Raw genomic sequence first — 24,498 nt, forward strand, 5'->3', positions numbered from 1 at the left:
CAAAGTGACAGCTTACGTCATTCCGAGCGTTCTCCCAAACCGGGCCGGTCGGCGATCAGTCGAAGCGGGTGGTCACCAGGATCGGACGGTGGTCGCTCATCCCCTGCGGGAGCGTGGTGACCCGCTGGATCTCGAAGCCGACAGAGGTGGCGAAGTCGTAGTGGCCGCGGAACACGCGGTACCGGGTGTAGGTGTGATCGTCGCTCAGTGTCAGCGCGTATCCGTGTTCGCGGATCGTCTGACCGAGGTTCTCCTTGAACACGGGGTAGTTGTAGTCGCCGACCATCAGCTGCGGCAGTCCCTCGCCGAGCGTCGCCAGCTCGGTGAGCGCCGCCCGGATCTGATGCCGCCGCAGGGAGTTCAGGGCGGTGAGCGGCGCCGCATGGAACGACGCGGCGATGAACTCGCGCCCCGCGTCGATGTCCCGCAGCCGTGCGCCCAGGACCCGCTCGTGCGCGGGCTTGGCGATGCGGTCGTGCAGCGACTTCTTCAGCTCGATCGTGCGGATGCCCTGCAGGTGGAACTCGCTCGCGCGATAGAACATCGCGAGTCCCAGCCGGTTGCCCTGTGTCGCATCCGCGAGGGTGAGGTCTCCGATGGTCTCCGGCAAGTCCGCGACATCGCACTCCTGCAGGCACAGGATGTCAGGATCGTGCGTCGAGGCCAGCGCCGCGAGCTCTCCTGCGGCGCGGTGCTTCTGCAAGTTGTACGAGATGACCTTCATCGCACTTCACGGTAGTGCGTCAGTCTTGGATTCCGGTGGCAATCGCCCGCCCTCGCGTCGTCGCGTCGCCGCGGCGTCCGACGTCGCCGGGGAACAGTGCATCCCGCGCGAGCTGGCGCTCTCTGCGACGTCGGCGCGAATCCGCCCAGCCGATGACGAAGCCCGAGGCGATCAGCACGACGGCGGCGACGAGGGGCCACCGTGCGTCCATCGCCGTCCAGTCCGCCCAGATCGCGCCGGTGCCCACGATGAGAGCCCCCGCCCCGACCACGGACAGACCGATCTGCAGCCGGACCATCGACCGATTGCCCGAGAGCAGGGACTCGACCAGGCTCGTGTCGACGCGACGCGGCACGCCGTCCGAGACCCACCGCACCAGCGCGCGCTCGCGCGAGAACTGCAGGACGACTCCCCCGAGCCAGGCGACGATGCCGAGGGCGGCGCACATCGCGATCGCTGCGCCGCTGGTCAGGCTCAGCACATCGATGCCGTTCTCGATGGGCTCGTCCCAGTAGACCGGGTCGCAGGTGCGGCACTGCTGTCGCATGAACACCGACAGCATGAAGGCCGCGAGCGAGAGGAGCGTCGCCGTCAGCAGGATCTTCGCGATCCGGCCGACGGTCCGCGCGCTCGGCACCGCGAGCCAGCGGGGCACGACGGTGCGCATCACCGCGTCCCTGCGGTCGGCGTCGCGCCTTTCCGCGAGCGGCACCAGCCGCTTCCACCGGCTCCACTGCGTGCTCATCCGCGGCCCAACGCGCTCGACGGCTCGTCGCCCGAGTCGTCGCACCGCCGCGGCGCCGGCGGCCAGCACGGCGATGACGAGGAGCGCGACCCAGCTCACCGCATCCTCACGGAGATCTTCCGTGAAGAGCACCCCCAGCGCGAAGAGGGCGCCGAGTCCCACCACGCACCAGAACACCACCGTGCCGGTCTTCTGCAGGAGTGCGGCCGGCGACGCCTGCAGCGTCTGGCGCAGGGAGTGCTGCGGCACGGCATCCGGGTTCTCGAGCGCTGCGGCTTCGACGGCGCGCAGTGCCGCGAAGCGTTCGGCGACCACGACGACGGGGACGAGAGCTGCCAGCAGCGCAGCCGCGAGCAGGAAGACGCCCATGCTCGCTCGGAACAGAGGGTCGAGGTCGATCTGCCAGTACAGGGACGACAGCGCCTCCTCCCCCACGATGCCGACCACGATGATGCCGACGAACGTGTAGAGCGTGCCGACGATCAGCCCGATGCAGGTGTCGACCAGCGCTCGCCAGAACGCCCAGCCCGGGGAGGTGACTTCGACGAACATCGCAGCCAGCCGACTCATGCGCTCGTGCCGTCACGACGGGCGCGCGTCTGCTCCGCCCTGGTCGACAGCAGATCGTCGGCGGGATAGCCGACCTCGGTGAGCGTGAGTCCCCGCGCCGCCAGGACCTTGAACTCGCTGGTGCGGGTGAGCGCGTCGCGCAGCACGACCAGATCGTCGATGTCGAGACGCCCTTCCCCCACGGCGACACACGCGCCGACGAGGGCCCGCACCATGCTGTGGCAGAACGCGTCGGCCTTCACCTCGGCGACCAGCACACCCTCGGCGTCCCTCGACCAGCGGTAGTCGAGGAGCGTCCGGACCGTCGTGGCCTCCTCACGAGGTTTGCAGTAGGCCGCGAAATCGTGGAGTCCGATGAGCGTCCGCGCCGCGGCATCCATCGCCTGGTCGTCGAGAACGCCGCGGTGCGCGGTCGTGTCGTGGCGTCGAAGAGGGTCGTACCCCGCCGTCGAGTCGGCGAGACGGTAGCGGTAACGCCGCCAGACCGCAGAGAATCGGGCGTCGAATCCATCGGGAGCGATGGACGAGCGCGTGACGGTCGCATCGGGGTAGGCGCCGAGCACTCCCCTCATCCGTCGCGCGATCGACGCCGCAGGGTCCTGCGGCGCACGACCCTGACGCGACTCGATGCGGGCCCACTGCTCCTCGTCGAGGTCGACGTGCGCGACCTGACCCAGGGCGTGGACCCCGGCATCCGTCCGTCCTGCGACGACGAACTGCACCTCGGAGCCGACGATGCGAGCAAGCGCGGCCTCGAGAGTCCCCTGCACTGTGCGCAGGGTGGGCTGCTTGGCCCACCCGCGGAAGTGGGTGCCGTCGTAGGCGATGTCGAGCCGGATGCGCACGGATAAAGCCTAGGGCGTACCCGCGCGCGATCCGGCTCGGACAGGATGCCGCAGCTCAGATGCCGCCGTCGATCGAGCGGATCAGGCCCGGCTCGTCGGGCACCATCACCTGGGTGTCGCGGTTGAGGCTCTCGCCGCGGAAGAACCTCTTCGACCGCGGGAACAGGTACCAGACGAACATGAGCACGAGGCCGAACGCGAGCGCTCCGATGCCGATCACGAAGGTGCCGCCGATGCCGAAGAGCACCGTGTAGCCGTAGTCCACGTCCCACATGTCGATCGCCGACTGCACGAAGGCCCAGGTGAGCATGGCCGCGCCCAGCACCGGGAACAGCCCCTTGAAGAGGAAGTCGCGCGCCGAGCGGGTGAGATCCTTGCGGAAGTACCAGGCGCAGGCGAACCCGGTGATGGCGTAGTAGAACGCGATCGCCAGACCGAGCGACAGGATCGAGTCCTGGAGGATGTCGTCGCTGATCAGGGTCATGCCGATGTAGTACGCGATGGCCACGACCCCCATGACGATGGTCGAGAAGGACGGAGTCTTGTAGGTCGGGTGCACGTCCTTGAACTTCGCCGGCAGAGCGCGGTACACGCCCATCGCGAGGGTGCCGCGGGCGGTGGGGAGGATCGTGGTCTGCGTCGACGAGATGGCCGAGAGCACGACGGCGACCACGAGCACCCAGCCGAACGGGCCGAGCAGGCCGTCCTTGATCCCCAGGAAGAAGTCGTCGGCGTTGGCCTCGTTGCCGAGCCCGGTGCCCTCCGACCCGAGACCGGCGTACATCATCGCGGCGATCGTGACGCCGACGTAGGTGACGAGGAGGATGACGGTCGTCAGCAGCGCCGCGCGGCCGGGGATCTTCTTGGGATCCTTGGTCTCCTCGTTGAGCGCGAGGCACGTGTCCCAGCCCCAGTAGATGAAGAGAGCGAGCAGGATCGACTCGGTGAATCCGGGCCAGCTGGTGAACGCGAACGGGTTCAGCCATTCCATCTCGAACGGCGTCGGGTTCGGGGCGGTACCCGCGAAGAACTGCCAGAGAGCGGCGACGACGAAGATCGCCAGGGCGAGGTACTGGATGCCCAGCAGAACGTTCTGGATGCGCTCACCGATCTCGACGCCGCGCCAGCTGACCCAGGTCATCGCGGCGATGAACAGCACAGCGACGAGGACGATCCGCCAGTCGTTGTTCTCGAGATCGAACCCGATCAGGGACCAGAAGTAGACCGATGCGATCTGGGCGAGGTTGGCGAGCACCACCATGCCGGCGACTGCGACACCCCAGCCGCCCATCCAGCCGACCCAGGGACCGAACGCCTTCGTCCCCCACGTGAACGTGGTGCCGCAGTCGGGGACGGCGTTGTTCAGCTCACGGTAGGCGAAGGCGATCAGCAGCATCGGCACGAACGCGATGATGAACGCGATCGGTGCCTGAGCTCCGACGGCCAGCACCACATAGCCGAGCGTCGCGACGAGTGAGTAGACGGGGGCCGTCGAGGCCAGGCCGATGACGGTCGAGCCCCACAGACCGAGGGTGCCGGCGGCCAGGCCCTTGCCGTCGGGGCGTTCGAGATGGATCGGCGTCGTAGCTGACATGCTCAGAACATACGGGTACCGCGTATATCGCGTCAATCCTTTTCTTATACCGACGGATTCCGTGGGCGTCTGCGCTACTGAGCGACGGAATCAGTCGAGTGAGTCACGATCGATCATTCCGTCGGCGTGGTCGGCGACCCACTCGACGAGCGGCAGCATCCGCCCCATGAGATCCCGCCCGAGAGGAGTCAGGCTGTACTCGACGTGCGGAGGCACCGTCGGGAAGGACTCCCGACGCACCAGCCCGTCGTCGGCGAGGGTTCGCAGGGTCGAGGCGAGCATCTTCTCGCTGATGCCGCCGACCTCGCGGCGCAGCTCGCCCCAGCGATGGGTGCCGTCGGAGAGGGACGAGAGCACGAGCACGCCCCACTTGCTCATCACGTGGTCGAGGATGACGCGGGTGCTGCATCCCGGCTCGAAGATCTGCGGAGTCGACTCGCGGATCTGTGCATAACTAACCGTCATGTATGTACCTTACTTCAAAGTGGGTACCCGCAGTATGGAATGTTCCGACACGGTGGCCAGGTTATCGCCTCTGTCACCTACGAAAGGACACCCCATGACCATCCTCGTCACCGGTGCGACCGGCAACCTCGGACGCCTCGTCATCGCCAGCCTCCTCGAGCGCGGCGCCGACCCGCAGTCGATCATCGCCGGCGCCCGCGATGTCGCGAAGGCCGAGGATCTCGGCGTGCGGGTCGCGCGGCTCGACTACACCGACCCCTCCTCCGTCACCTCCGCCCTCGAGGGCGTGGACAGCGTCCTGCTGATCTCGGGTTCCGAGGTCGGGCAGCGCGTCGCGCAGCACCAGGCGGTCATCGACGCCGCCCGGTCCGCCGGTGTCACGAAGTTCGTCTACACCAGCGCTCCGAAGGCCACGACGAGCGATCTCGTGCTCGCCCCCGAACACAAGGCCACCGAGGAGCTCATCACGGCGTCCGGTCTCCCGGCAGTCATCCTGCGCAACAACTGGTACACCGAGAACTACGCCGCTGACCTCGCCCGTGCAGCCGAGACCGGAGTGCTCGCCTCCGGAGCCGGCGACGGCCGCGTCGCGTCGGCCAGCCGCAAGGACTTCGCCGAGGCCGCAGCCGTCGTGCTGCTCGAAGACGGTCACATCGGGCAGGTGTATGAACTCGGCGGCGACGTCGCGTGGGACTACACCCAGCTCGCAGCCGCGATCGCGGAGGTCTCCGGCCGCGACGTGACCTATCAGCCGCTCACGGCCGACGAGCAGCTCGCCGGACTCCAGGCGGCCGGTCTCGACGAGGGCACGGCGGGCTTCGTCGTCGCTCTGGATGCCGGCATCGCGTCGGGCGCGCTCTCCGAGTCGGACGGCACGCTCGCGCGCCTCATCGGCCGTCCCACGACGCCTCTCGTCGAGGGCCTGCGCGCCATCGCCTGATCCGCCGTTCGGCATCAGGCCGGCCGCCCCACCAGGAGGCGCCGATCCTCACCCAGGACCGGCGCCTCAGCGCGCTCACGCGGACTCAGTCCGACGATGCCTCCCGAGGATGGACATACGCGATCGTGAGCACGATCTCGACGGGCCCCAGCCCGTCCTCCGCCAGGACCTTCCCCAAGGCCGCGCGGACGTCCTGCAGCAGCTCGACGGCACTCGCCGAGTACTCGATGCCGAGCGATGCCTCGACCACGACGCCCTCGTCGGCGACGCGAACCGCCACGAGCGGCTCGTCGACCCGGCTGATGCCGATCGCGACCGCACCTTCTCCGACGAGATTCGACACCAGTGAGCCCGCCCGGTAGACGCTGCGCACACCCGGGGTGGCCAGCACGGCCGCCTCGAACCTCTCAGCGAGTCCCGTGGGATCGGTAACGCTCATGGTGTCTCCTCCGCCGCGCTGCTGATTCTCTGGATGTCCCGCACGGTGACGTCGATCGCGGTCACCGTGAGGGACGTCTGCCGCCGCAGACGCTCGGCGACCTCTTCGCGGAGCCGGTCCACCGCCTGCGGGATCGACTCGCCGTAGACGGCGTTGACCTCGATCGCGATGCGGATCGGCTCGCCCACGGCGGTGACGTCGCCGTCGAGTGTCGACCGCCCGACCAGAATGCCGGGCACAGCGTTCTCCGCCGAGCGGATGAGGCCCCGGACGGCACCCTCGGTGATTCCGAAGTCGACCGCGGGGTCGGTCTCTGCGAACGGGATCCGACGCCCGGCGCGGGCGTCCAGGGCGATGCCCGAGAGGATGCGATCGACCCAGCTGTCATCGACCTCGGGCATGGCGGCGGCATCGGCGTCGATCAGCTGACCGCCGAGGCCGTGCAGCCGCTCGAGTGCGTCGAGAGCGAGCTGGCATCCCGGCGAGCCCTCGATCGACGGGTCGAGGGGAACCCTCCCTGCTTCGAGATAGTCGCTCAGCTCTTCGAGCGTGTGCCCGTCGAGATCGCCCGGTTCGAGACCGAGCTGACGGACGTCGGGGGTCGCCTGATCATCGCTCATCGCCAGGCCTCCATTCGCACGATCATGAATTTGCGGGCTCTGGCGAGAAGGCCACGCGCCGTCGACACCGATATGTCGAGCTCGGCGGCGATCTCGTCGTACGAGTACCCGCCCATCTCCCTGAGCACCCAGCACTCCCGCTGGGCGGCCGGCAGCTCCTGCAACGCCGTCCCCAGCGCCTCGATCCCCGCGCGGGCCTCGACGACGCGCGCCGGAGCACCCTGCGGCGGCGCGGCCTGCTCCACGTCGTCGACGTCGATCATCGGTCGCAGTGCGCGGATGCGATCCACCGCCTTGCGGCTCACGATGCGCATCAGCCAGCTCTTGACCTTCGCGGGGTCGTCTAGTTCGGAGAACCGCTGCCACGCGGTCACGAACGTCTCCTGGACGATGTCGTCGACATCGGCCGAGGCGTTCAGCATCCGCTGCGTGTACGCGCGCATCATCGGCGTGTACCTGCGCACCAGCACCGCGAATGCGGCGACGTCCCCATCCATCGCCCGACCGGCGACGATCCGGTCGTCGGCCTGCTCGAGTGCAGAGCGAAAGCGTTCCCCAGCCATGCGTCGACTCCCTTTTCCATTCCCCCGAATAGATTCGGAGCGGACCCGTGATCGGATCGGATCATCGACCCGATCACGAGGTCACGAGATGCTGATCCGATCACTCGTTCGCATCTCGATGGATCACAGGACACGCGTCTCCACGGCGTCGTCGGCGGCGGCGCCGTCGTCGTCCGACGCGTCATCGGAGGGGATGTGGACGTCGTTGATGGTGACGTTGACCTCGACCGCCTGCTTGCCGACGAACTCGCTCATCGCGACGGAGATCGCCGCGCGGACATCGTCCGCGACCTTCTGCAACGATGCCGGGTACTCGGCGACGATCGTCACGTCGATCGCGACCTGCGTCTCGCCCACTTCGACGCTGACACCCTGGGTCAGGTCGGTGGAGTTGAGAGCATCACGGATGGCTCCGACGGCGCGAGCGGCTCCGCCACCGAGCGCGTACACACCGGGAACCTCGCGAGCCGCGATTCCCGCGATCTTCGCGACCACGCCGTTCTCGATGATCGTCGCACCCGTCGAGGCGACGGTCGAACCTGCCGGGGCGACCTGGACCTTGGGCTGCTGTGCGTTCGAGACGTTCGCCATCATGTGCTCCTTCGTCAGTGTGTTCCGATCCCCTGCGGGGAGGGCCGCAGTGCAGCGACACCACTAAGACGGATGCTACGAACGATTCGTCACAAATTGGTCGTCATTCATGACGGAGGCCGCTCCCCGACGGGGAGCGGCCTCCGCTGAGAGGGGACGTCAGCGAGCCGTGCGGGCGAATGCGACGGATGCCAGCGCCGCAGCCTGGTCGCCGAGCACCGCGTCGTCGAACAGCACCCTCGGCGAGTGGTTCCACTCGATCGTGCTCGGGTCCGCGTCGGGCGGCGAGGTCATCAGCGCGATGAACGTGCCGGGCACCTCGTCGAGGACGAAGGCGAAGTCCTCTGATCCCATCATCGGCGTCGGCATGATGACGACGCGCTGCTCGCCGAAGACACCCTGCAGCACGTCGACGGTCTCGGCCGTCTCTGCGGGGTCGTTCACGGTCACCGGATACATCGTGTCGAAGCGCACGTCGGCGGTGAGGCCGTGCGCGGCCGCCACCCCCTCGATCACCCGAGGCAGCCCCTCCTGGAGGGTCGCGAGCGACGCGGGCGACATGTTGCGGACGGTCGCAGCGAGCTCGACCTGCTCGGGGATGACGTTGACCGCTCCCTCACCCGTCGAGAGCCGGGTCACCGACAGCACCACGGGATCGAAGGCATCGAACCGCCGCGTCACGAAGCTCTGGAGCGCCAGCACGATCTCGGCCGCGGCGGGCACCGGATCGAGCGTCTGATGAGGCTGCGAACCGTGCCCTCCCCTGCCGTCGACCGTGACGAAGAGCTGGTTGGATCCTGCGGCCACCGCTCCGCTCCTCGTCGCGAAGAGGCCGCGCGGACCGGGTGCGACATGGATCGCGTACGCGGCGACCGGACGTTCACCGGCCGCGTCGAGCAGCCCCTCCTCGATCATGACCTTCGCGCCCCCGTGTCCCTCCTCCCCCGGCTGGAACATGAAGATCACCGAGCCGTGCAGCTCGTCGCGTCTCTCCGAGAGAAGCCTCGCCGCGCCCACGAGGCCCGCGGTGTGCAGGTCGTGCCCGCACGCGTGCATGGTGCCGTTGGTCGAGGCGAACTCCAGACCGGTCGTCTCCTCGATCGGCAGGGCGTCCATGTCACCGCGCAGCAGCACCGCGGGCCCCGGCCGCCCTCCGCGCAGAACCGCCACGACCGAGGTGGTGCGCGTGCCGGTGGTGATCTCGAGGGGCAGTCCTTCGAGCGCGTCGAGAACCTTCTGCTGCGTGCGCGGCAGGTCGAGTCCGAGCTCGGGGTCGGCGTGCAGAGCTCGTCGCAGGGCGACCAGGTCGGGCAGGATCGCGACGGCATCGGCCGCGAAATCGGGGGCGCTCACGAGTGGGCCTTTCGTGCGGAGGAGTCGGTGAGGCGCGGCATCCGCATGAATGCGAGCGCGAGGGCGGAGATGATGAACGCGCCGGCGCAGACGCTCCAGATGGTGATGTAACCGCCGATCGACGAGCTGAGGGATCCGGATGCGGTGAAGCCCGCGAGCAGCACGGCGAACACCGCGCCGGCAGCCGACCCTCCGAGGGTGCGCAGCGAGTTGTAGACCCCGGCCGCGATCCCGGTCGAATCGCTCGGGGCCAGTTCGGCGACGAGCGCGGGGAGAGCTCCGAGGAGGAAGCCCATACCGATCCCGTTGATCGCCGAGATCATGAAGATCTGCCACAGCTCCTCGTGGAACGCGATCTGGATGAGCGATCCCGATGCGGCCAGGACCGCACCGGTGACCAGGACCGCGCGGATGCCGATTCTGCGAGCGATCGGCGCGAAGGTGGCGGCGCCGACCGTGGCGAGGATCGTCACGACCGCCGTCACGGCCGACGCTGTGCCGGCCGTCGCCGCGAAGCCGTAGCCCGAGACGTCAGGGTCGGCGGTGAGGAACGTCGTCGACGGCGCCTGCGCGCCGAACATGACCATGCCGAACAGGAATGCGGTCAGGTAGACAGGTCCGAGCCGGGGCGAGACGATCAGCCGCACGTCGATGGCCGGAGATGCCACGCGCAGCTCCCACAGCACCCACGACGCGAAGATCACGACCGCCGCGACCAGGGTGACGATGGTCGACATCGATCCGAAGCCCTCGCTGGACGCGAGACGCAGACCGAAGAGCAGCACGACCATCGCGAGACCGATGCCGATGAATCCGAGGACGTCGATCTTCGCACCGGTGCGCGACGTGGATTCGGGGACTTTGAAGAACACCGCGTAGACGCTGACCGCGACGAACACCACGGGCACGAGCAGGGTGAGGGTCAGCGAGGGCAGCACGGAGGAGAACACGCCCGCCGAGATCGTGCCGAGAATCGCGCCACCTGTCAGGCAGGACACGAGCAGGCCGATCGAGGTCCGCGCGGTTTCGCCCTTGATGCGGTTGTGCACGAGAGCGATCTCGAGCGGGAGCCAGACGGCGAGCGGCCCGACGAGGATCCGGGCGGCGAGCACCAGCGGATAGCTCGGCAGGAACGCGGTGACGAGGGTGCCGATCAGCACCGCGACCACGGCGATCCGCAGCATCCGGCGATGCCCGAAGATGTCTCCGAGCTTCGAGAGCAGCGGCACGCAGACTGCGGCCGCCAGAGTCTGGACCGTGAGGAACCAGGTGATGTCGGCGTCCGACACCTGGAGGTGTCCTGCGATCTCGCCGAGCAGAGGGGCGTAGAACCCCTGGACGAATCCGCTCGCGAGTTCGCAGAAGACGAGGAAGCCGACGACGGCGCGGGCGCTCACCTTCGGCAGGGATGCGGTCAGGGGTGGAGTGTCAGTGGTCAAGGGGAAGCCTGTTCATCAGCGTCTGCAATGCGACGCGGCGGGGTGCTGACGAGAGCGTCGATGATGTCGACGTAGTGGCGCTCATCGATGCGGATGCGCTTGACGGACTGCCGGTACAGGGTGAGCCCGGCGATCGTGTCGAGAAGGATGTCGTGGTGGACGTCCTCCGGGAGTTCGCCGCGGGAGATGGCGCGATCGATGATCTCGACACCCTGCCGACGGCGGTGCTGGAAGAAGGAGTCCCACAGGGTGGGAAAGACATCCGGCTCGAACATCGCACGGAGTCCGTGACTCTGCTCCGGGGACAGCTCCTGGTTGCGCTGGTTCTGCAGCACGTGTTCGAGCAGATCGGCGCGGACGCTGCCCCGGTCGGGCATCGCCCCGATCTCGACCTGCGATCGGAGCACCGCGGCGACGAGCGCGCCCTTGTCCGCGTATCGGCGGTAGATCGCGGTCTTGCCGCAGCCCACGGCCTTGGCCACCTGCTCTACGCTCAGCGCCTGGTAGCCGCGCCGCCCGAGCATCTCGCCGGCGGTCGTGAGGATCCGTCGCGTGAGGTCCTCGTCAGTGGGGCGGCCGGGCTTCTCGGTCGAGTCGGATGTCATGGCCCAACGATACGATACGGAGTGTTTCGTAAATATTACGGATTCGACACGATCGGAGCACGGAGCTCACAGTGCACTCTTAGGTTCAGAGTGCAAGATTGCACTTCATGAGCGAGAGTGCAGATTCATTGCGAGAGCAGCGCAAGAGGGAGACGTCCCGCGCACTCACCGACGAGGCTCGCCGACTGACGACCGAGCACGGTTTCGCCGGCTTCACCGTCGAGGAGCTCTGCTCTGCGGTCGGCGTCTCGCGGCGTACGTTCTTCAACTACTTCGAGAGCAAGGAGAACGCCGTCTTCGGGTTCGCCGCGATCGACTCGCGACAGGAAGCGCTCGAGGCCGCCTTCGTCGCGCAGGACGGCGAGCTGCTCGACGACTTCATCGGGTTGACGATCGCGCGATTCGAGCTCTTCAATCCCCTCGACGACGCACCGGCCCTGTTCGCGGTGATCGAGCAGGAGCCTCGACTGCTCAAGGCCGCATTCGAGCAGCTGGCGAAGAACGAGAGGCGCGACGGCGGGCTCGTCGTTCAGCGAAGCGGTGGAGGCGACGATGCCGCGCTGCGCGCCGAGGTCATGGTCCACACTGTCGGCGCCCTGGTGCGCCTGTGCATGGACCAGCTGCTGCACCACCACTCGACCGACTCCTTCAGCGACCTCGTCAGCCGACGCCTCGAGATCGCTCGCTCCGTGTTCGCACCATCACAGAAAGCCCACTGAATGTCCGCCACCGCCACCAAGGATGCGCCCTTCCTGCTCACGAAGCGCCGCATCTGGATCATCTTCAGCGCCCTGATAGCGGGCATGCTGCTCTCGAGCCTCGACCAGACGATCGTTTCGACCGCCATGCCGACCATCGTCGGACAGCTCGGCGGCGTCGACCACCAGGTCTGGATCACCACGGCCTATCTGCTCGCGACCACCATCGTCATGCCCATCTACGGCAAGTTCGGTGACGTCCTGGGCCGACGCAACCTCTTCCTCGTCGCGATCGCGCTGTTCACGCTCGCGTCCGTCGGCTGCGCCTTCGCCACCGACTTCTGGATGTTCGTGATCTTCCGCGCACTGCAGGGCCTCGGCGGCGGCGGTCTGATGATCCTGTCGCAGGCGATCATCGCCGACATCGTCCCCGCGAACGAGCGCGGCAAGTACATGGGTCCCCTGGGCGCCGTCTTCGGTCTGTCGGCCGTCGCCGGCCCCCTGCTCGGCGGGTTCTTCGTCGACCACCTCACCTGGCAGTGGGCGTTCTACATCAACATCCCGGTCGGAATCGCCGCCTTCATCATCGCCCTCGTCGCGTTGAAGCTGCCCAGCAAGAAGGCCCAGAAGCCGATCGACATCTTCGGCGTCATCTTCCTCTCGATGGCGACAACCTGTCTGATCTTCTTCACCGACTTCGGCGGCGACAAGGAGTTCGGCTGGGATTCGCTCGCCACATGGGCCTGGGGAGCCGGGCTCATCGTTGCCGCGACCGCGTTCGTCATCACCGAGGCCAAGGTGCAGGACCCGATCATCCCGCTGAGCCTTTTCCGCAATCCGATCTTCGTCAACGCGACCGCGATCGGTCTCGTGCTCGGCATCGGGATGTTCGCGGCGATCGGGTTCGTCCCGACGTTCCTGCAGATGTCGTCGGGCACGTCGGCCGCCGCATCCGGTCTGCTGATGATCCCGATGATGGTGGGACTGATCGGAACGTCGATCTTCTCGGGCATCGCGATCTCGAAGACGGGGAAGTACAAGATCTACCCGATCGTCGGAACGATCCTGACGGGCATCGCGATGATCTCGATGACCACCCTCTCGGCCGAGACGCCGATCTGGCTGATCTGCGCCTTCCTCTTCGTGTTCGGCGCCGGTCTGGGCCTGATCATGCAGGTCGTCGTGCTGGTCGTGCAGAACGCCGTCCCCGCCGGCGAGATCGGCACAGCTACGAGCACGAACAACTACTTCCGCGAAGTGGGTGCATCACTCGGAACCGCCGTCTTCGGCACGATCTTCACGACCCGCCTGACCGAGAACCTGCTCGGCGTCTTCGCCGACGCCGGAGCATCACCGGATGCCGCCTCGCAGGCGGCCTCGACGATCGACCCCGCGACGTTGAACTCGCTGCCGGACGAGGTCAGGGACGGCATCGTCACGGCCTACGCGGATGCCCTCGCACCGGTCTTCTGGTACCTGGTGCCCTTCATCGCTCTCGCTCTGGTGCTCTCGCTGTTCCTCAAGCAGATCCCGCTGTCGGATCAGGCGGGACTCGTCGCTCGGGGCGAGGCCATCAGCGGCGAGGAGGCGGAGCGTCTCGAGGCGGAGCAGCGCGGCGGCTCCGGTCGAAATGACGCCGCTCCCGGCGACGAGGACCGCATCGCAGCCGGTCGGCGCGACATCCCGCCCGCCGGTCGCTGACCTTTTCACGAACGACGGGCCCGCTCCTCAGATGAGGAGCGGGCCCGTCTTCGTGCGTGGTCAGGGGAGGTCGCCGACCTCGAGCTCGTCCGGGTGATCCGCATTGTCGCCGTCGGCCTTCTGGCTCTCACCCGGGGTGGCGGGGTCGACCTCGGGGTCCGGGTCGTTCGTCACGAAGTCGGCGTCCACGCCGGTCGCGTCGATCTCGGCGCCTTCGTCCGGTGCTGCGTGGGGGTCTGACATGAGTCGCTCCTATCGTCCGGGTACTGGACGACCAGTGTGACCGCCGCAGGCCTCGCCAGGGCATCCCCTTGACATCGCGCACGCCGAACCTCACCCGATCGGGTGGGCACCGTGCGAACATCGTGCCCGCAGTGCGTCTCGGTCGATCCTGAGCCCGGGTACGCAAAAACCCCCGGGAATCCCGGGGGTTTTCATCTGTAGCAGGAGCGGGGCTTGAACCCGCGACCTCACGATTATGAGTCGTGCGCTCTGACCAGCTGAGCTACCCTGCCACACCGCATCCGCATCGCAGATACAAACGCTGTGAGCCCCGAGTCAGGATTGAACTGACGACCCCTTCCTTACCATGGAAGTGCTCTGCCACTGAGCTATCGGGGCGTGCTGCCCCTCGCGGGGCAACCACACGAGAATACCATCACTGTGGCGTCCTCATGAAATCGAGGTGTCAGTACGAGGTACGACCCGCGTTCTCGCGCAACCACGGCAACGGATCGATCGTGCCGCCGTTGATGATGATCTCGAAGTGCAGGTGCGCTCCGTAGGAACGACCGGTGTTTCCGGTGTGGCCGACGACGTCGCCGACCTTCACGGTCTGCCCAGGCTTGACCTGCAGCGAGCCGTACTGCATGTGCGAGTAGTGGCTCGTGACGATCTGTCCGTCGATCACGTGGTCGATGTACACGGTGACGCCGTAGGCGCCGCCCTGCTCGGTGGCGATGCGCACCACGCCGTCGGCGATCGCCTGGATGGGCGCTCCCTCACCGGGGACGAAGTCGATTCCCTCGTGCAGACGACCCCAGCGCATGCCGTATCCCGAGCTCATACCCACGCCGACCTTGAACGGCCACTGGATGGCAGCCTCGGCGTCGTTGGTGAAGACCTCGTTCGAGTAGTTGATGCCCTCTTCCGATGCCACCTGGATGAGAGACACGCTCGAGAAGCTGTCGGAGCGCGCGAGCGGCTCGTTCTGCACGTCGGAAGACGTGACGAACGCCTGGATCTCGTCGTCGGATGCAGCCTTCGACGCCGTACCCGATGCAGCGACGAGGGACGTCGCCGCGAGCGACGGCGTTCCCTGCACTGCGGCGACGGCTTCGGCAGGAAGGGTCATGCCGACGGCGAGGAGACCGGCAAGGCTCATCACGCCGACGGTCGCACCGACGGCGAGGAACTTGCGTGCAGACGGGCGACGGCGCACGACATGCTCGACCGGAGTCTCGTCAGCCTCGGCGGCCTCCGTCGGGTCCTCGGCGGGCTCGGCCGCGGCCTCGGGTGCCACGCGACGGAATGCACGGGCAGCCGTCTCGAAGGCATCCTCGTCGCTCGAACGGTGGCTTGCGTCGTCCGCGCGCTCCGAGTCGGGCTGATCGTGCTCGGCTGCTGCGGGCATCGAACTCGGCTCGGCGACGATCGGCTCGATGACGATCGGCTCGGCGACGTCCGCGGGAGCCTCAGCGGTCTCGCTCACGACGACGTCGGCGGAGTCGGATGCTGCTGACGCCGCCGCGACCGCGGTCGCGGCGATGAAGACCTCTGCGGTGTTCAGTCGCTGGCGGGCGGCACGACGAGACAGGGGAGCCTCGGAGGGGACGGCCGTGGCTTCGGAGACGGGCGCGGCTTCGGAGACGGCTTCCGTCACTCCTGCCGCGGAGGCCTCGAAGGCCGCAGTGCGGGGACGGCTGGAGCGGCGCGTGGGCGCAGAGGCAGCCTGGGGATTCTCGAAGGGCAAATCAGATTCTCTCGGGTTCAAACGTCAAGCTCGGGGGCGCTTACGACCTTCACCGATTCGGGCCGATGAAAGTAACGATCGGATAAACCCTAGCCTGATCCACCTGTGAATGCCATGAATCGTTCACGTTTCATCTCGAAGAATATCGAGGACGCGCTGATGGACCTCAGTGCCACCCGCGATGAGCATGGGTCTCGCGGAGGCACGGTCGATCAGCGAGACATCGCCCCCCGCCTCGGTGACCAGCAGCGCGCCTGCCGCGTGATCCCACGGCTTCAGGCCGCGCTCGAAGTAGCCGTCCAGCCGCCCGGAGGCCACGAAAGCGAGGTCGAGGGCGGCAGAGCCTGCGCGGCGGAGGTCTCTCGCGATCGGCATGATCCTGCGCACGGTCGCGAGGTCGCCGTCATGCGTCGCGGGGTCGTAGCCGAATCCGGTGGCGAGCAGCGCTCCCGCCGGCGTCTCGGTCGTGACCGACAGCCGCACGTCGCCCAGGAAGGCGCCATGACCTCGAGCGGCGGTGAACATCTCGGCGGTTGCGGGCGCGTAGACGGCAGCGGCGAGCGCCTCCCACTCCCCCGCGACTGCGCTGCCCCTCACTGCCGCGATGCTCACGGCATAGGAGGGGATTCCGTAGGCGTAGTTCACCGTGCCGTCGATCGGATCGACAACCCAGGTGATGCCGGTCACGCCGGGTTCAGCCTCCGACTCTTCGCCCAGGAAGCCGTCGCCGGGTCGAGCGACCCTCAGCCGGTCGCGGACGAGCGCTTCGACTTCGCGATCGGCATCGGTGACGATGTCCGCCAGCGTCGACTTCGTGGCGGCGAGGTGCACGCCCTCGTCGCGACGGCGCCGCGCCAGGTCGCCCGCCTCGCGTGCGATCCGGCGGGCGAGGTCAGCCATTTCGAGTTCGATGCTCACTGGGGAGGCAGCGGCGGAGCCGGCGGGTAGGCGTCGTGAGCAGTGGGAGCCGGCGGGTACGCGTCGTGAGCCGCGGGCGCGGGCGGAGCCGGAGGCGTCGCCGGGCCCTGCGAGTACGGCTCAGGCGCGGTCGGGAACGGCGCCACGGGGAACCCCTGCGGCGCGGGAGCGACAGGGAGCGCCTGCTGCGGCTGCGGCGACGGGTGGCCGGTGTAGTAGGCATTCCAGTCCGGCGAGCCGTCGGGCAGCACCGGCAGGGGCGTCACACCGTCTGCGTAGGTCGGCCATGCCGGAGCGGCTGCGACACTCTGCGCCGCGGCGGCGGCACGAGCGCCGGCCGGCTTGCGAGGAGCGAACAGGGCGTTGAGCAGCGGGATCAACGTGGTTCCGACCGCGGCCAGGATCGTGAGTGCGACGACGATTCGCCAGTACAGCTCGCCGTAGTCGAAGGTGTGCGGGAAGGTGAGGAAGAAGATCAGCATGGCCACGAGGCCGCCGAGGAACACGATCGTCGCGATGTAGATGATGCGGGTGAACGTCGTCACGTGACGCTGCGCGGCCGGAGTGAACAGCCTCACATGCAGCAGGGCGAGCTGCAGGATTCCCACCACGAGCAGCAGCTGGAAGAAGCGCTCTGCACCGGTGAAGAACGCGTCGTCCTCGGGCAGCCAGATCTTGACCGCTCCGACCAGCAGAGCCACGATCCAGCTGACCATGCTCGACAGCGCGAGCCAGTCGGGACGGTTGGGGGCGAGTCCCGCCTCGAGGATCGCGATCCCTGCGAACGCGGCGAGCAGGAGGATCGTGAGGAATGCCCGCCCGATCAGCCCGTCCTGATCACCGATCAGAACCCAGACGACGCAGACGAGCGCCGCGGCGATGAGTGCACCGATGGCGATCCAGATCGCCCCTCTGATGAGAAGGGACATGTTCTTCTTCTCGACCAGCGCGGGGGGCTGCTGGGTGATCTCCGGCTGCGACATCGCGTTCCTCTCGTTGAGCGGCGTTGCGTTCATCCTTGCATGCGTCGGCGCGGAGGCAGGAGCCTCGACATGATCCGTGGATACATCGAGGCGAACCGGCTCCCGCGGGAATCAGCCCTTGCGTGCGGATGCCGCGGCGAACGCGGCGATCCGGGCGTGAGCGTCCGGGGTCGCCAGGGAGGCGCCGATCGAGCGCGCCTCCTCGCTCAGCTGCTCGGCGAACGTCCGCTCGGGCTGAGAGCGGACGAGGCGCTTCGCGTGACCGTACGCTTCAGCGGCACCGGCGAGCCAGGAGCGGGCGATCTCCTCCGCACGCGCCCTCACCCGGCCGGCTTCGTCCGCAGAGTCGGCCCCGTCGACGGCCTCTGCGACGAGGCCCCATTCCACGGCTTCCGCGGCCGTCAGGAGGCGGTCCTGCAGCACCAGCTGCAGCGCGCGGCGCTGTCCGACCGCTCGAGCGAGCTGAGCCGAGACCGACAGGTCGGGTGTCAGCCCGATGTTCGCATAGAGGCTGCCCAGCCGAGAGCGTGAGCCGACCACGGCGTAGTCGCTGCTGAGCAGGATGCCGAGCCCGCCGCCGGCGGTCGTCCCGTGGGCTGCGGCGACGACCGGCACCGCAGACTCGGTCAGCGACCGGATCCCGGCGTTGATGACTTCGGCCAGGGCCGTGATCTCGTCACCCGATCCCATCGTCGTCGCCATCTCGATGACATCACCGCCGGCGCAGAACGCGGGGCCCGCCGCATCGATCAGGATCGCCTTCACATCCATGCGCGACGTCGCCTCGGCCGTCGCGTCGCGCCACGCGTGCGCCAGATCGGAGTTGAAGGCATTGAGCCGTGAGGGACGGTTCAGTGTGAGCCGGGCCAGCCCCTCATCGACGGTGAACAGGATGGCATCGTTCATGGCTTCTCCTTCGAGCGCAGGACGTATGCGACCAGGCTAACCGTGATCAGGCCTGCTGCCTCACGCGGCCCACGAAGGCCTCCATTCGCCGCCTCGTGCCGTCGAGACGGACGTCCACCTGTCCGGGGGCGAGGATCTCGTTCGGGGCGAGCGGGTGGGCGAGTCTCACGTTCTCGTGACAGGAGAGATCGGCGCACATGTAGGTGCCGACGGAGTCGCCCCGCTCACCGGCCTCGCCTGCGAGCCGTGCTGAGAAGAGCGCCACCTGGTTTCCCGGCTGCATGGTGTGGCAGATGTTGCACATGCCCGAACGACCTCGGCCGGGGTCCGAGACTCGCAGCACGAACCCCGAGACCTCACCGTCGTGCTGAGTGAGCACGTAGCCGCGCCGACCCGCACTCGGGTCTCGCCACGCGAAGAAGTCCAGGTAGTCCCAGTCGATCAGGACGAAGTCGTGGGGCATCTCCATGACCCGCAGCTCGTCGGCATCCGCATTGACGAACGAGGCACGGACGTCTGCTTCGGTGAGCGCTCGCATCGCTCCAGTCTATGAACACCGGTGCGCATGGGGTCGCGGCCAGGCGTCCGAGATCGCGGCGAGGCGCGGCCAGGGTGAGTTCCAGGGCGAAATACCGCGTGTTCGATGCGCTCCCTCACGACCCCGACGCGCCCGCACCTATCGTGAACACAGGTCGACGAGAGCACGAACCCCCAGGTTCACCCCTCCCACGCTCCCGACTCTGAGGCGCACCGCGCGTCACCCGAACTCGGGGTGCGCCTCGATCGACCGGTCAGTCGCTCATTCCTCGAGCAGCCCCAGCTCTGCGGCGCGCAGAAGAGCCTCCTCCCTGTTCGACGCACCGAGCTTGCGATACGCGCTGCGACGTTGGACCTTCACCGTGTTCGGTGAGACGAAGAGTGCCGCGGCGAGCGCGTCGGTGGACGACGTCGTCCGCAGCTCTCGCATCACCGCGAGTTCTCTCGACGTGAGCCTGACCGGGGGCGGCAGCGCCGGGAACGGGCATCCGTCCGAGGCGCGCGCAAGATAGGAGTCGAGGAATTCCTGCTCGGTCGGCGCGCACAGTTCGCGCACCTCGCTCAGCACGTCACCGGCGAAGAGCGCGAGCGGAGCCTGAGAGCGCTGCTCTCGCATCACGGCGACGGCGCGAGACATCGCGCGAGCAGACGCCTCACGCCTGCCCAACCGTGCTGCCGCGGCTGAGGACGTGATGGCTGCGAGGCAGAGCCGGTCGAGGTCCGGGTCGCGTTCGGCCTGGGCGACCTCGGCCGCGGCGTAGGAACGCGCGTCGTCACCGGTGAGGAGCGCGACGAACGCCTCGACGGCGAGCCGAGCCGGATCATCGCCCGGGAGCCCTGCCGCAGTCCGTCGGGCCGCCGTCTGGTCGCCGAGCGCCAGCGACGCCATCGCCTGCGCGACGGTCAGCCGGGACGATCCGTAGTCGGAGACCGCCGAGTTCACGCCCCGTCCGAGCGAATGGGCGATGGCCAGCGATGCCTCGGCCGCGCGCCCCTCGCGCACCTCGATCTCGCTCTGAACGCAGACGAGGTAGGGCCAGAGCTCCGTCGTTCCCAGGTGGTGTGCGATCGAATCCGTACGACGTCTGGCCTCGTCGAGATCGAGCGCCGCGATGGCGATGACGGCGTGGGCGATCTGCTCCAGTATCCCGAACTGCTCCGATCGCCAGGCGGGCGGCGGATCGACGCCGTCGATCTCGTCGAGGACCCGCCGCGCATCGGACAGCCGTCCCCGCAGGGCGTATACGCCGGCGAGAGTCGCAGCGCAGTGATACCAGCCGCCGTCGTCATCGGGCATCCGCAGACCGACACCGTCTTCGAGGATCATGACGGTATGCGCGACCTGAATCGTCATTCCGAGCTCCAGGACCTCGATGGCATCCGAGATCCGACCCAGCTGAAAGAAGCTGAGCCCGCAGTTGCTGAGCAGCAGCGCCGCGAATCCGGTGCACTCCGCACGCTGCTCGGCATCCATCGTGTGGAAGACCTGAACAACCAGATCGGCGGACATCCCGGATCGCCGGAACTGCCCGGCGAACCGCTCGGCCAGCGCCTTCGCGCTGAGCATCCAGAACCGCTCGACGGGGTCATCGTCGACGCCCCGGCGGCCGAGTGACAGCGCGGCGCCCTGGAAATAGGCGAACGCGCGCAGCCGTTGACCGAGACGCAGCAGGACCAAAGCCAGCAGCATGCCGAGCAGCGGATGACGCGCGAGCACGAGAGGATTCTCGCGACGCAGCAGCGTCTCGACTTCGCGCGGACTCGACCGCGAGAGGATGAACCAGGACTTGCGCCCGAGGCGCACCGCGAGGACGTAGTCCCTCGCTCTCATCGCGTTGGTCAGCGCCTCGAGATGGCGGCCGTGCTCGGAAGCCCACAGCGCGACTGTTCGGCGGATCGGTGCCACGGCGTCGAGTGGCCGCTGATCGAGTCGGCGCGCGAGCGCTTCGCGCAGCAGCGGGGTGTAGACGAACCCGAGACCGTCATCCGCCGGTTCCCACATGCCCAGTCCGTAGAGCTCGGCCCGATCGAGGTGCTCGTCCCCGCCATCCGGCCAGCCGAGACGCCGGACGATCTCGCGCGTCACTCTCCCCGGCACCGAAGTCCGAAGCAGGAACTCCTGGAAGTCGGCCGGAGCATCCGGACCGATCAGGCTGGCCATCAGAGCATCAGCGAGCCCTTGCACCTCGACGGCGGCGATCTCGACCGGTTCCCGATGGGTCGCGAGAGCAAGCCCCAACGCTCGGGCTGCGAGGGGCAGTGCGCTCTCCTCACCGAGCGGATGCGGGGGGAGCGCCTGACCGGATACGCGTTCCACCACCGCCCGAGCCTCGTCACACGTGAAGAAGAGATGCGCGGGTCCGACGACGCACACGTCCGCGGACGCGAGCATCTGCAGCGTCCGCGTCACCGTCGAGCGGCGCGTCGCCACGACGATGCGCAGGAGCGGTGCGGCGTCGAGAAGATCGAGAGCCCGCCCGAGAAGCGACCGCTCATCGGCCCGCTCCGCATTGTCGATCAGTAGGACGCACGGTCGATTCAGGTCGCCGAGCAGGCGCCCGAGTTCGCCGCCCGGATCCCGGACGCTGTCGAACCCACGCAGCGCCGAGCGAGCGGTGCTCCGATCAGCGATCAAGTCCTGGACGATGACCTTGGTCAGGATCTCGCGAAGCATGAGGTGCTCGTTCGTGACGCTCTCGTCGAACCCGAGTCGCACCGCAGCAGCCGCTCGTTCTTTCTGCATCGTCGCCCACTGGCTCAGCAGAACCGACTTCCCACCTCCGGCGGGGCCGCTGATGACCGTCAGGGCATGCCCTCGATCGAAGATCTCCGTCAGCCGCGGACGATCGAGCATGTGCAGGGGAAGACGCGCGCCGCGCGCACGTCCGCCTGTCCCCTGCTCCATCGCCGGCCTCCCCCGAGAACGCGAAACTCTCCGCGATCCGATCGTAGGTCTGCGAACGATTCCGGAATACTGCGAAAGCCGACGTATACCGAGATATCGGCTGAGTATGCGGCTCTTCGGCTATTCGGCAGCGCGCTGCATCGCCTCGTCGGCCTCCATGACGATGCTCCGCATCGCTGACGCGGCGGCATCGGCATCTCCGCCCGCAACCGCGAACGCGACATCCCGATGCCACTGCACAGCGCTCTGATTGGCCACGTGCGGCATGAGGTCATGCGCCGTGCGCCCCCTGAGCACTGCCTCGACCATGCCGCCCAGAGCGGCGAGCATCCGATTGCCGGACGAATCCAGCAGAAGACGGTGAAGCCTGATGTCCGCGCTGAGGTAGCGCTCTCGGTCGGCCTCGTGGTCCTCCTCGCTCATCGCGACGACGAGTGAGACGAGCTCGACCTTCTGTTCCGACGTCGCGTTCACCGCAGCGAGTCGTGCAGCGAGCGGTTCGATCACGGAACGGAGCTGGCTGAGCTCCCGAAGCTGCTCATCGCGACCGGGGCCCGCGAGTCGCCACGCGATCACCTCGGGCGCGTAGACGTTCCAATCGGCGCGCGGCCGCACCTCGACACCCGATTTCCGCCGCACCCAGACAAGACCGAAGGACTCGAGGACCCGCACCGCCTCACGGGCGGCGGAGCGGGACACTCCCCGCTCCTGAGCGAGCTCCACCGTCAGCATCCGCGAGCCCGGGGGGTGCTCGCCGTCGACGATCGCGCGACCGAGCTCGGCGACGAGCGAGTCGTGGACAGGGCTTGCAGGGCCGGCGACGGTCATATGTCGAGTATGCCCGCCACAGGGTCGTTGACGTGGGACGTCTCAGGCGATTGTTTCGGTTATGTTGCGCATGACGTGGTATGCGTGCTTATTATGTACGGCATAAGGTCGTAAACCACGCCCGGATCAAGGAAGCTCATGGCACTCTTCACCCCCGCCGCCGACGCGCTCATGACGGCAGTCGCCGACACGGCAGCCCCTGACCGCCCCGCCGGTCAGCTGATCACCGCCGCAGTGCTCGGGATCGCGATCATCATCGTCCTCATCACGTGGGTGAAGCTGCATCCCTTCCTGTCGCTCACCATCGGCGCGCTCGCCACCGGCGCGATCGCCGGCATGGACATCGCGGCATCGGTCACCAGCTTCTCGACCGGATTCGGCACCACGATGGGCGGGGTGGGAATCCTGATCGCCCTCGGTGCCATCTACGGAAAGCTCCTCGCCGACTCGGGTGGTGCCGACCGCATCGTCGATACGCTCGTCAGCCGTGCCAGCGCACGGTCGCTGCCGTGGGTCATGGGACTCATCGGTGCGGTCATCGGTCTCCCGATGTTCTTCGAGGTCGGCCTCGTGCTCCTCGTGCCGGTCATCATCCTCGTCGCACGGCGCTCCGGGGCGCCACTCATGCGCATCGCGATCCCGACGCTCGCCGGCCTCTCGGCCATGCACGGCCTCGTGCCGCCGCACCCGGGCCCGCTCGCCGCGATCGACGCGCTCGGAGCCAACCTCGGCCTCACCCTCGCCTTCGGTGTGATCGTCGCGATCCCCGCCGTGATCATCTCTGGGCCGCTGTTCGCCCGCTTCGCCGAGCGCTGGGTCGACGTCCCGGTCCCCGAGCTGTTCGTGACGGACGAGGACGAGGGCATCGAGCAGCGTCGCCGCCCGTCGTTCGGCGCGACGCTCTTCAGCATCCTGCTCCCCGTGTTCCTCATGCTCGCCAAGGCCGTCGCCGACATCTCGGCCGCAGGCTCCGACGCCCCGTGGAAGGTCGCGCTCGACTTCCTCGGCACGCCGGTCATCGCCCTGCTCATCGCCGTGCTCGCCGGATTCTTCATCCTCGGCCGCGGCGCCGGATTCGACCGCACGAAGATCAACGACATCGTCGGCTCGTCGCTCGGCCCGATCGCCGGCATCCTGCTGATCGTCGGCGCGGGTGGCGGATTCAAGCAGGTGCTGGTCGACACCGGCATCGGCAACGTGATCGCCCAGTTCGTCTCCGGGTCGTCCGTCTCCGTGCTGATCCTCGCGTGGCTGGTCGCCGTGGTCATCCGCATCGCCACGGGATCCGCGACCGTCGCGACGATCACCGCCGCCGGCATCCTGCAGCCGCTCACCGAGACCCTCGACTCCCCCATGGTCGCGCTGCTGGTGCTGGCGATCGGCTCGGGCTCGGTGTTCCTGTCGCATGTCAATGATGCGGGTTTCTGGCTCATCAAGGAGTACTTCGGCCTCAGCATCCCGCAGACTCTGAAGTCATGGACAGTACTCGAATGCCTCATCTCCGTCACCGGTCTCGCCGGCGTCCTCGTCCTGAGCATGTTCGTCTGAACGCGCCAT

Annotated in this window: 24 protein-coding genes and 2 tRNA genes; 4 read left to right on the forward strand and 22 right to left on the reverse strand. The window is 67.8% G+C overall.

Annotated features, from left to right (window positions below):
* Positions 1 to 55 precede the first annotated feature (55 nt).
* From ACZZZF_RS07355 to ACZZZF_RS07375, 5 genes are all read right to left on the reverse strand, one after another.
* The gene (locus ACZZZF_RS07355) at positions 56 to 724 is read right to left on the reverse strand and encodes an endonuclease/exonuclease/phosphatase family protein (protein ID WP_053098939.1); all 669 of its coding nucleotides are present in this window, start codon (positions 722 to 724) and stop codon (positions 56 to 58) included.
* Positions 725 to 743: 19 nt separating this feature from the next.
* Positions 744 to 2,021, reverse strand: a complete 1,278-nt coding sequence (locus tag ACZZZF_RS07360) for a hypothetical protein (protein ID WP_463497774.1) — start codon at positions 2,019 to 2,021, stop codon at positions 744 to 746.
* Between the two features lie 14 nt (positions 2,022 to 2,035).
* The gene (gene truA, locus ACZZZF_RS07365) at positions 2,036 to 2,884 is read right to left on the reverse strand and encodes a tRNA pseudouridine(38-40) synthase TruA (RefSeq protein WP_463497777.1); all 849 of its coding nucleotides are present in this window, start codon (positions 2,882 to 2,884) and stop codon (positions 2,036 to 2,038) included.
* Positions 2,885 to 2,939: 55 nt separating this feature from the next.
* Positions 2,940 to 4,478, reverse strand: coding sequence for an APC family permease (locus ACZZZF_RS07370; RefSeq protein ID WP_463497780.1), 1,539 nt, complete (start codon positions 4,476 to 4,478; stop codon positions 2,940 to 2,942).
* 90 nt (positions 4,479 to 4,568) lie between these two features.
* Complete coding sequence (locus ACZZZF_RS07375) at positions 4,569 to 4,943, reverse strand: winged helix-turn-helix transcriptional regulator (protein WP_463497781.1); 375 nt, start codon at positions 4,941 to 4,943, stop codon at positions 4,569 to 4,571.
* Between the two features lie 94 nt (positions 4,944 to 5,037).
* Here ACZZZF_RS07375 and ACZZZF_RS07380 point away from each other — a divergent pair, with 94 nt between their 5' ends.
* Positions 5,038 to 5,883 (forward strand): SDR family oxidoreductase, encoded by an 846-nt coding sequence (locus ACZZZF_RS07380; RefSeq protein WP_056277233.1) that lies wholly within the window; start codon positions 5,038 to 5,040, stop codon positions 5,881 to 5,883.
* Between the two features lie 85 nt (positions 5,884 to 5,968).
* Here the strand turns inward: ACZZZF_RS07380 and ACZZZF_RS07385 are convergent, their stop codons facing one another.
* From ACZZZF_RS07385 to ACZZZF_RS07415, 7 genes are all read right to left on the reverse strand, one after another.
* Complete coding sequence (locus ACZZZF_RS07385; protein ID WP_056277230.1) at positions 5,969 to 6,322, reverse strand: hypothetical protein; 354 nt, start codon at positions 6,320 to 6,322, stop codon at positions 5,969 to 5,971.
* Complete coding sequence (locus tag ACZZZF_RS07390) at positions 6,319 to 6,942, reverse strand: Asp23/Gls24 family envelope stress response protein (RefSeq protein ID WP_053098932.1); 624 nt, start codon at positions 6,940 to 6,942, stop codon at positions 6,319 to 6,321. Before ACZZZF_RS07390 ends, ACZZZF_RS07385 begins: the two co-directional genes overlap by 4 nt.
* Entirely contained in the window at positions 6,939 to 7,505 is a 567-nt protein-coding gene (locus ACZZZF_RS07395; protein WP_463497783.1) for an RNA polymerase sigma factor, read from the reverse strand. The genes ACZZZF_RS07390 and ACZZZF_RS07395 overlap by 4 nt, the downstream gene beginning before the upstream one ends.
* 123 nt (positions 7,506 to 7,628) lie before the next feature.
* The gene (locus tag ACZZZF_RS07400; RefSeq protein WP_463497784.1) at positions 7,629 to 8,096 is read right to left on the reverse strand and encodes an Asp23/Gls24 family envelope stress response protein; all 468 of its coding nucleotides are present in this window, start codon (positions 8,094 to 8,096) and stop codon (positions 7,629 to 7,631) included.
* 159 nt (positions 8,097 to 8,255) lie between these two features.
* The gene (locus ACZZZF_RS07405) at positions 8,256 to 9,449 is read right to left on the reverse strand and encodes a M20 metallopeptidase family protein (protein ID WP_053098930.1); all 1,194 of its coding nucleotides are present in this window, start codon (positions 9,447 to 9,449) and stop codon (positions 8,256 to 8,258) included.
* On the reverse strand, positions 9,446 to 10,888 hold the full coding sequence (locus tag ACZZZF_RS07410) for an MFS transporter (RefSeq protein WP_463497787.1): 1,443 nt from the start codon (positions 10,886 to 10,888) through the stop codon (positions 9,446 to 9,448). The genes ACZZZF_RS07405 and ACZZZF_RS07410 overlap by 4 nt, the downstream gene beginning before the upstream one ends.
* Positions 10,885 to 11,493 carry a TetR/AcrR family transcriptional regulator gene (locus ACZZZF_RS07415; RefSeq protein ID WP_463497789.1) on the reverse strand — a complete coding sequence of 203 codons (609 nt, stop codon included), beginning with the start codon at positions 11,491 to 11,493 and terminating at the stop codon, positions 10,885 to 10,887. Before ACZZZF_RS07415 ends, ACZZZF_RS07410 begins: the two co-directional genes overlap by 4 nt.
* Positions 11,494 to 11,600: 107 nt before the next feature.
* Between ACZZZF_RS07415 and ACZZZF_RS07420 the strand changes: the two genes are divergently transcribed.
* Positions 11,601 to 12,212 (forward strand): TetR/AcrR family transcriptional regulator, encoded by a 612-nt coding sequence (locus ACZZZF_RS07420; RefSeq protein ID WP_463497790.1) that lies wholly within the window; start codon positions 11,601 to 11,603, stop codon positions 12,210 to 12,212.
* Positions 12,213 to 13,892, forward strand: a complete 1,680-nt coding sequence (locus ACZZZF_RS07425) for an MDR family MFS transporter (protein WP_463497792.1) — start codon at positions 12,213 to 12,215, stop codon at positions 13,890 to 13,892.
* A 60-nt stretch (positions 13,893 to 13,952) separates the two neighbouring features.
* Here ACZZZF_RS07425 and ACZZZF_RS07430 read toward each other — a convergent pair whose 3' ends face one another.
* The 10 genes from ACZZZF_RS07430 to ACZZZF_RS07475 form a co-directional block, all read right to left on the reverse strand.
* Positions 13,953 to 14,135, reverse strand: coding sequence for a hypothetical protein (locus ACZZZF_RS07430; protein WP_187250039.1), 183 nt, complete (start codon positions 14,133 to 14,135; stop codon positions 13,953 to 13,955).
* A gap of 198 nt (positions 14,136 to 14,333) precedes the next feature.
* Positions 14,334 to 14,407, reverse strand: a tRNA-Met gene (locus tag ACZZZF_RS07435).
* 34 nt (positions 14,408 to 14,441) lie between these two features.
* A tRNA-Thr gene (locus ACZZZF_RS07440) sits at positions 14,442 to 14,513 on the reverse strand.
* Positions 14,514 to 14,580: 67 nt separating this feature from the next.
* Positions 14,581 to 15,864 carry a M23 family metallopeptidase gene (locus tag ACZZZF_RS07445; RefSeq protein WP_463497794.1) on the reverse strand — a complete coding sequence of 428 codons (1,284 nt, stop codon included), beginning with the start codon at positions 15,862 to 15,864 and terminating at the stop codon, positions 14,581 to 14,583.
* A gap of 123 nt (positions 15,865 to 15,987) precedes the next feature.
* Positions 15,988 to 16,764 (reverse strand): inositol monophosphatase family protein, encoded by a 777-nt coding sequence (locus ACZZZF_RS07450; RefSeq protein WP_463497796.1) that lies wholly within the window; start codon positions 16,762 to 16,764, stop codon positions 15,988 to 15,990.
* 14 nt (positions 16,765 to 16,778) lie between these two features.
* Entirely contained in the window at positions 16,779 to 17,798 is a 1,020-nt protein-coding gene (locus ACZZZF_RS07455) for a hypothetical protein (protein ID WP_157538099.1), read from the reverse strand.
* Between the two features lie 78 nt (positions 17,799 to 17,876).
* Positions 17,877 to 18,671 carry an enoyl-CoA hydratase/isomerase family protein gene (locus tag ACZZZF_RS07460; RefSeq protein ID WP_463497798.1) on the reverse strand — a complete coding sequence of 265 codons (795 nt, stop codon included), beginning with the start codon at positions 18,669 to 18,671 and terminating at the stop codon, positions 17,877 to 17,879.
* A 46-nt stretch (positions 18,672 to 18,717) separates the two neighbouring features.
* Positions 18,718 to 19,209, reverse strand: a complete 492-nt coding sequence (locus ACZZZF_RS07465; RefSeq protein ID WP_053098921.1) for an FBP domain-containing protein — start codon at positions 19,207 to 19,209, stop codon at positions 18,718 to 18,720.
* Between the two features lie 261 nt (positions 19,210 to 19,470).
* A complete protein-coding gene (locus ACZZZF_RS07470) occupies positions 19,471 to 22,113 on the reverse strand; it encodes a LuxR C-terminal-related transcriptional regulator (RefSeq protein ID WP_463497799.1) in 2,643 nt (880 codons plus the stop codon).
* A gap of 120 nt (positions 22,114 to 22,233) precedes the next feature.
* Positions 22,234 to 22,941 (reverse strand): FadR/GntR family transcriptional regulator, encoded by a 708-nt coding sequence (locus tag ACZZZF_RS07475; RefSeq protein WP_400340394.1) that lies wholly within the window; start codon positions 22,939 to 22,941, stop codon positions 22,234 to 22,236.
* Positions 22,942 to 23,079: 138 nt separating this feature from the next.
* Here ACZZZF_RS07475 and ACZZZF_RS07480 point away from each other — a divergent pair, with 138 nt between their 5' ends.
* Positions 23,080 to 24,489 carry a GntP family permease gene (locus ACZZZF_RS07480; RefSeq protein ID WP_372984322.1) on the forward strand — a complete coding sequence of 470 codons (1,410 nt, stop codon included), beginning with the start codon at positions 23,080 to 23,082 and terminating at the stop codon, positions 24,487 to 24,489.
* Positions 24,490 to 24,498 lie beyond the last annotated feature (9 nt).

This window comes from Microbacterium sp. AC215 (assembly GCF_979258645.1).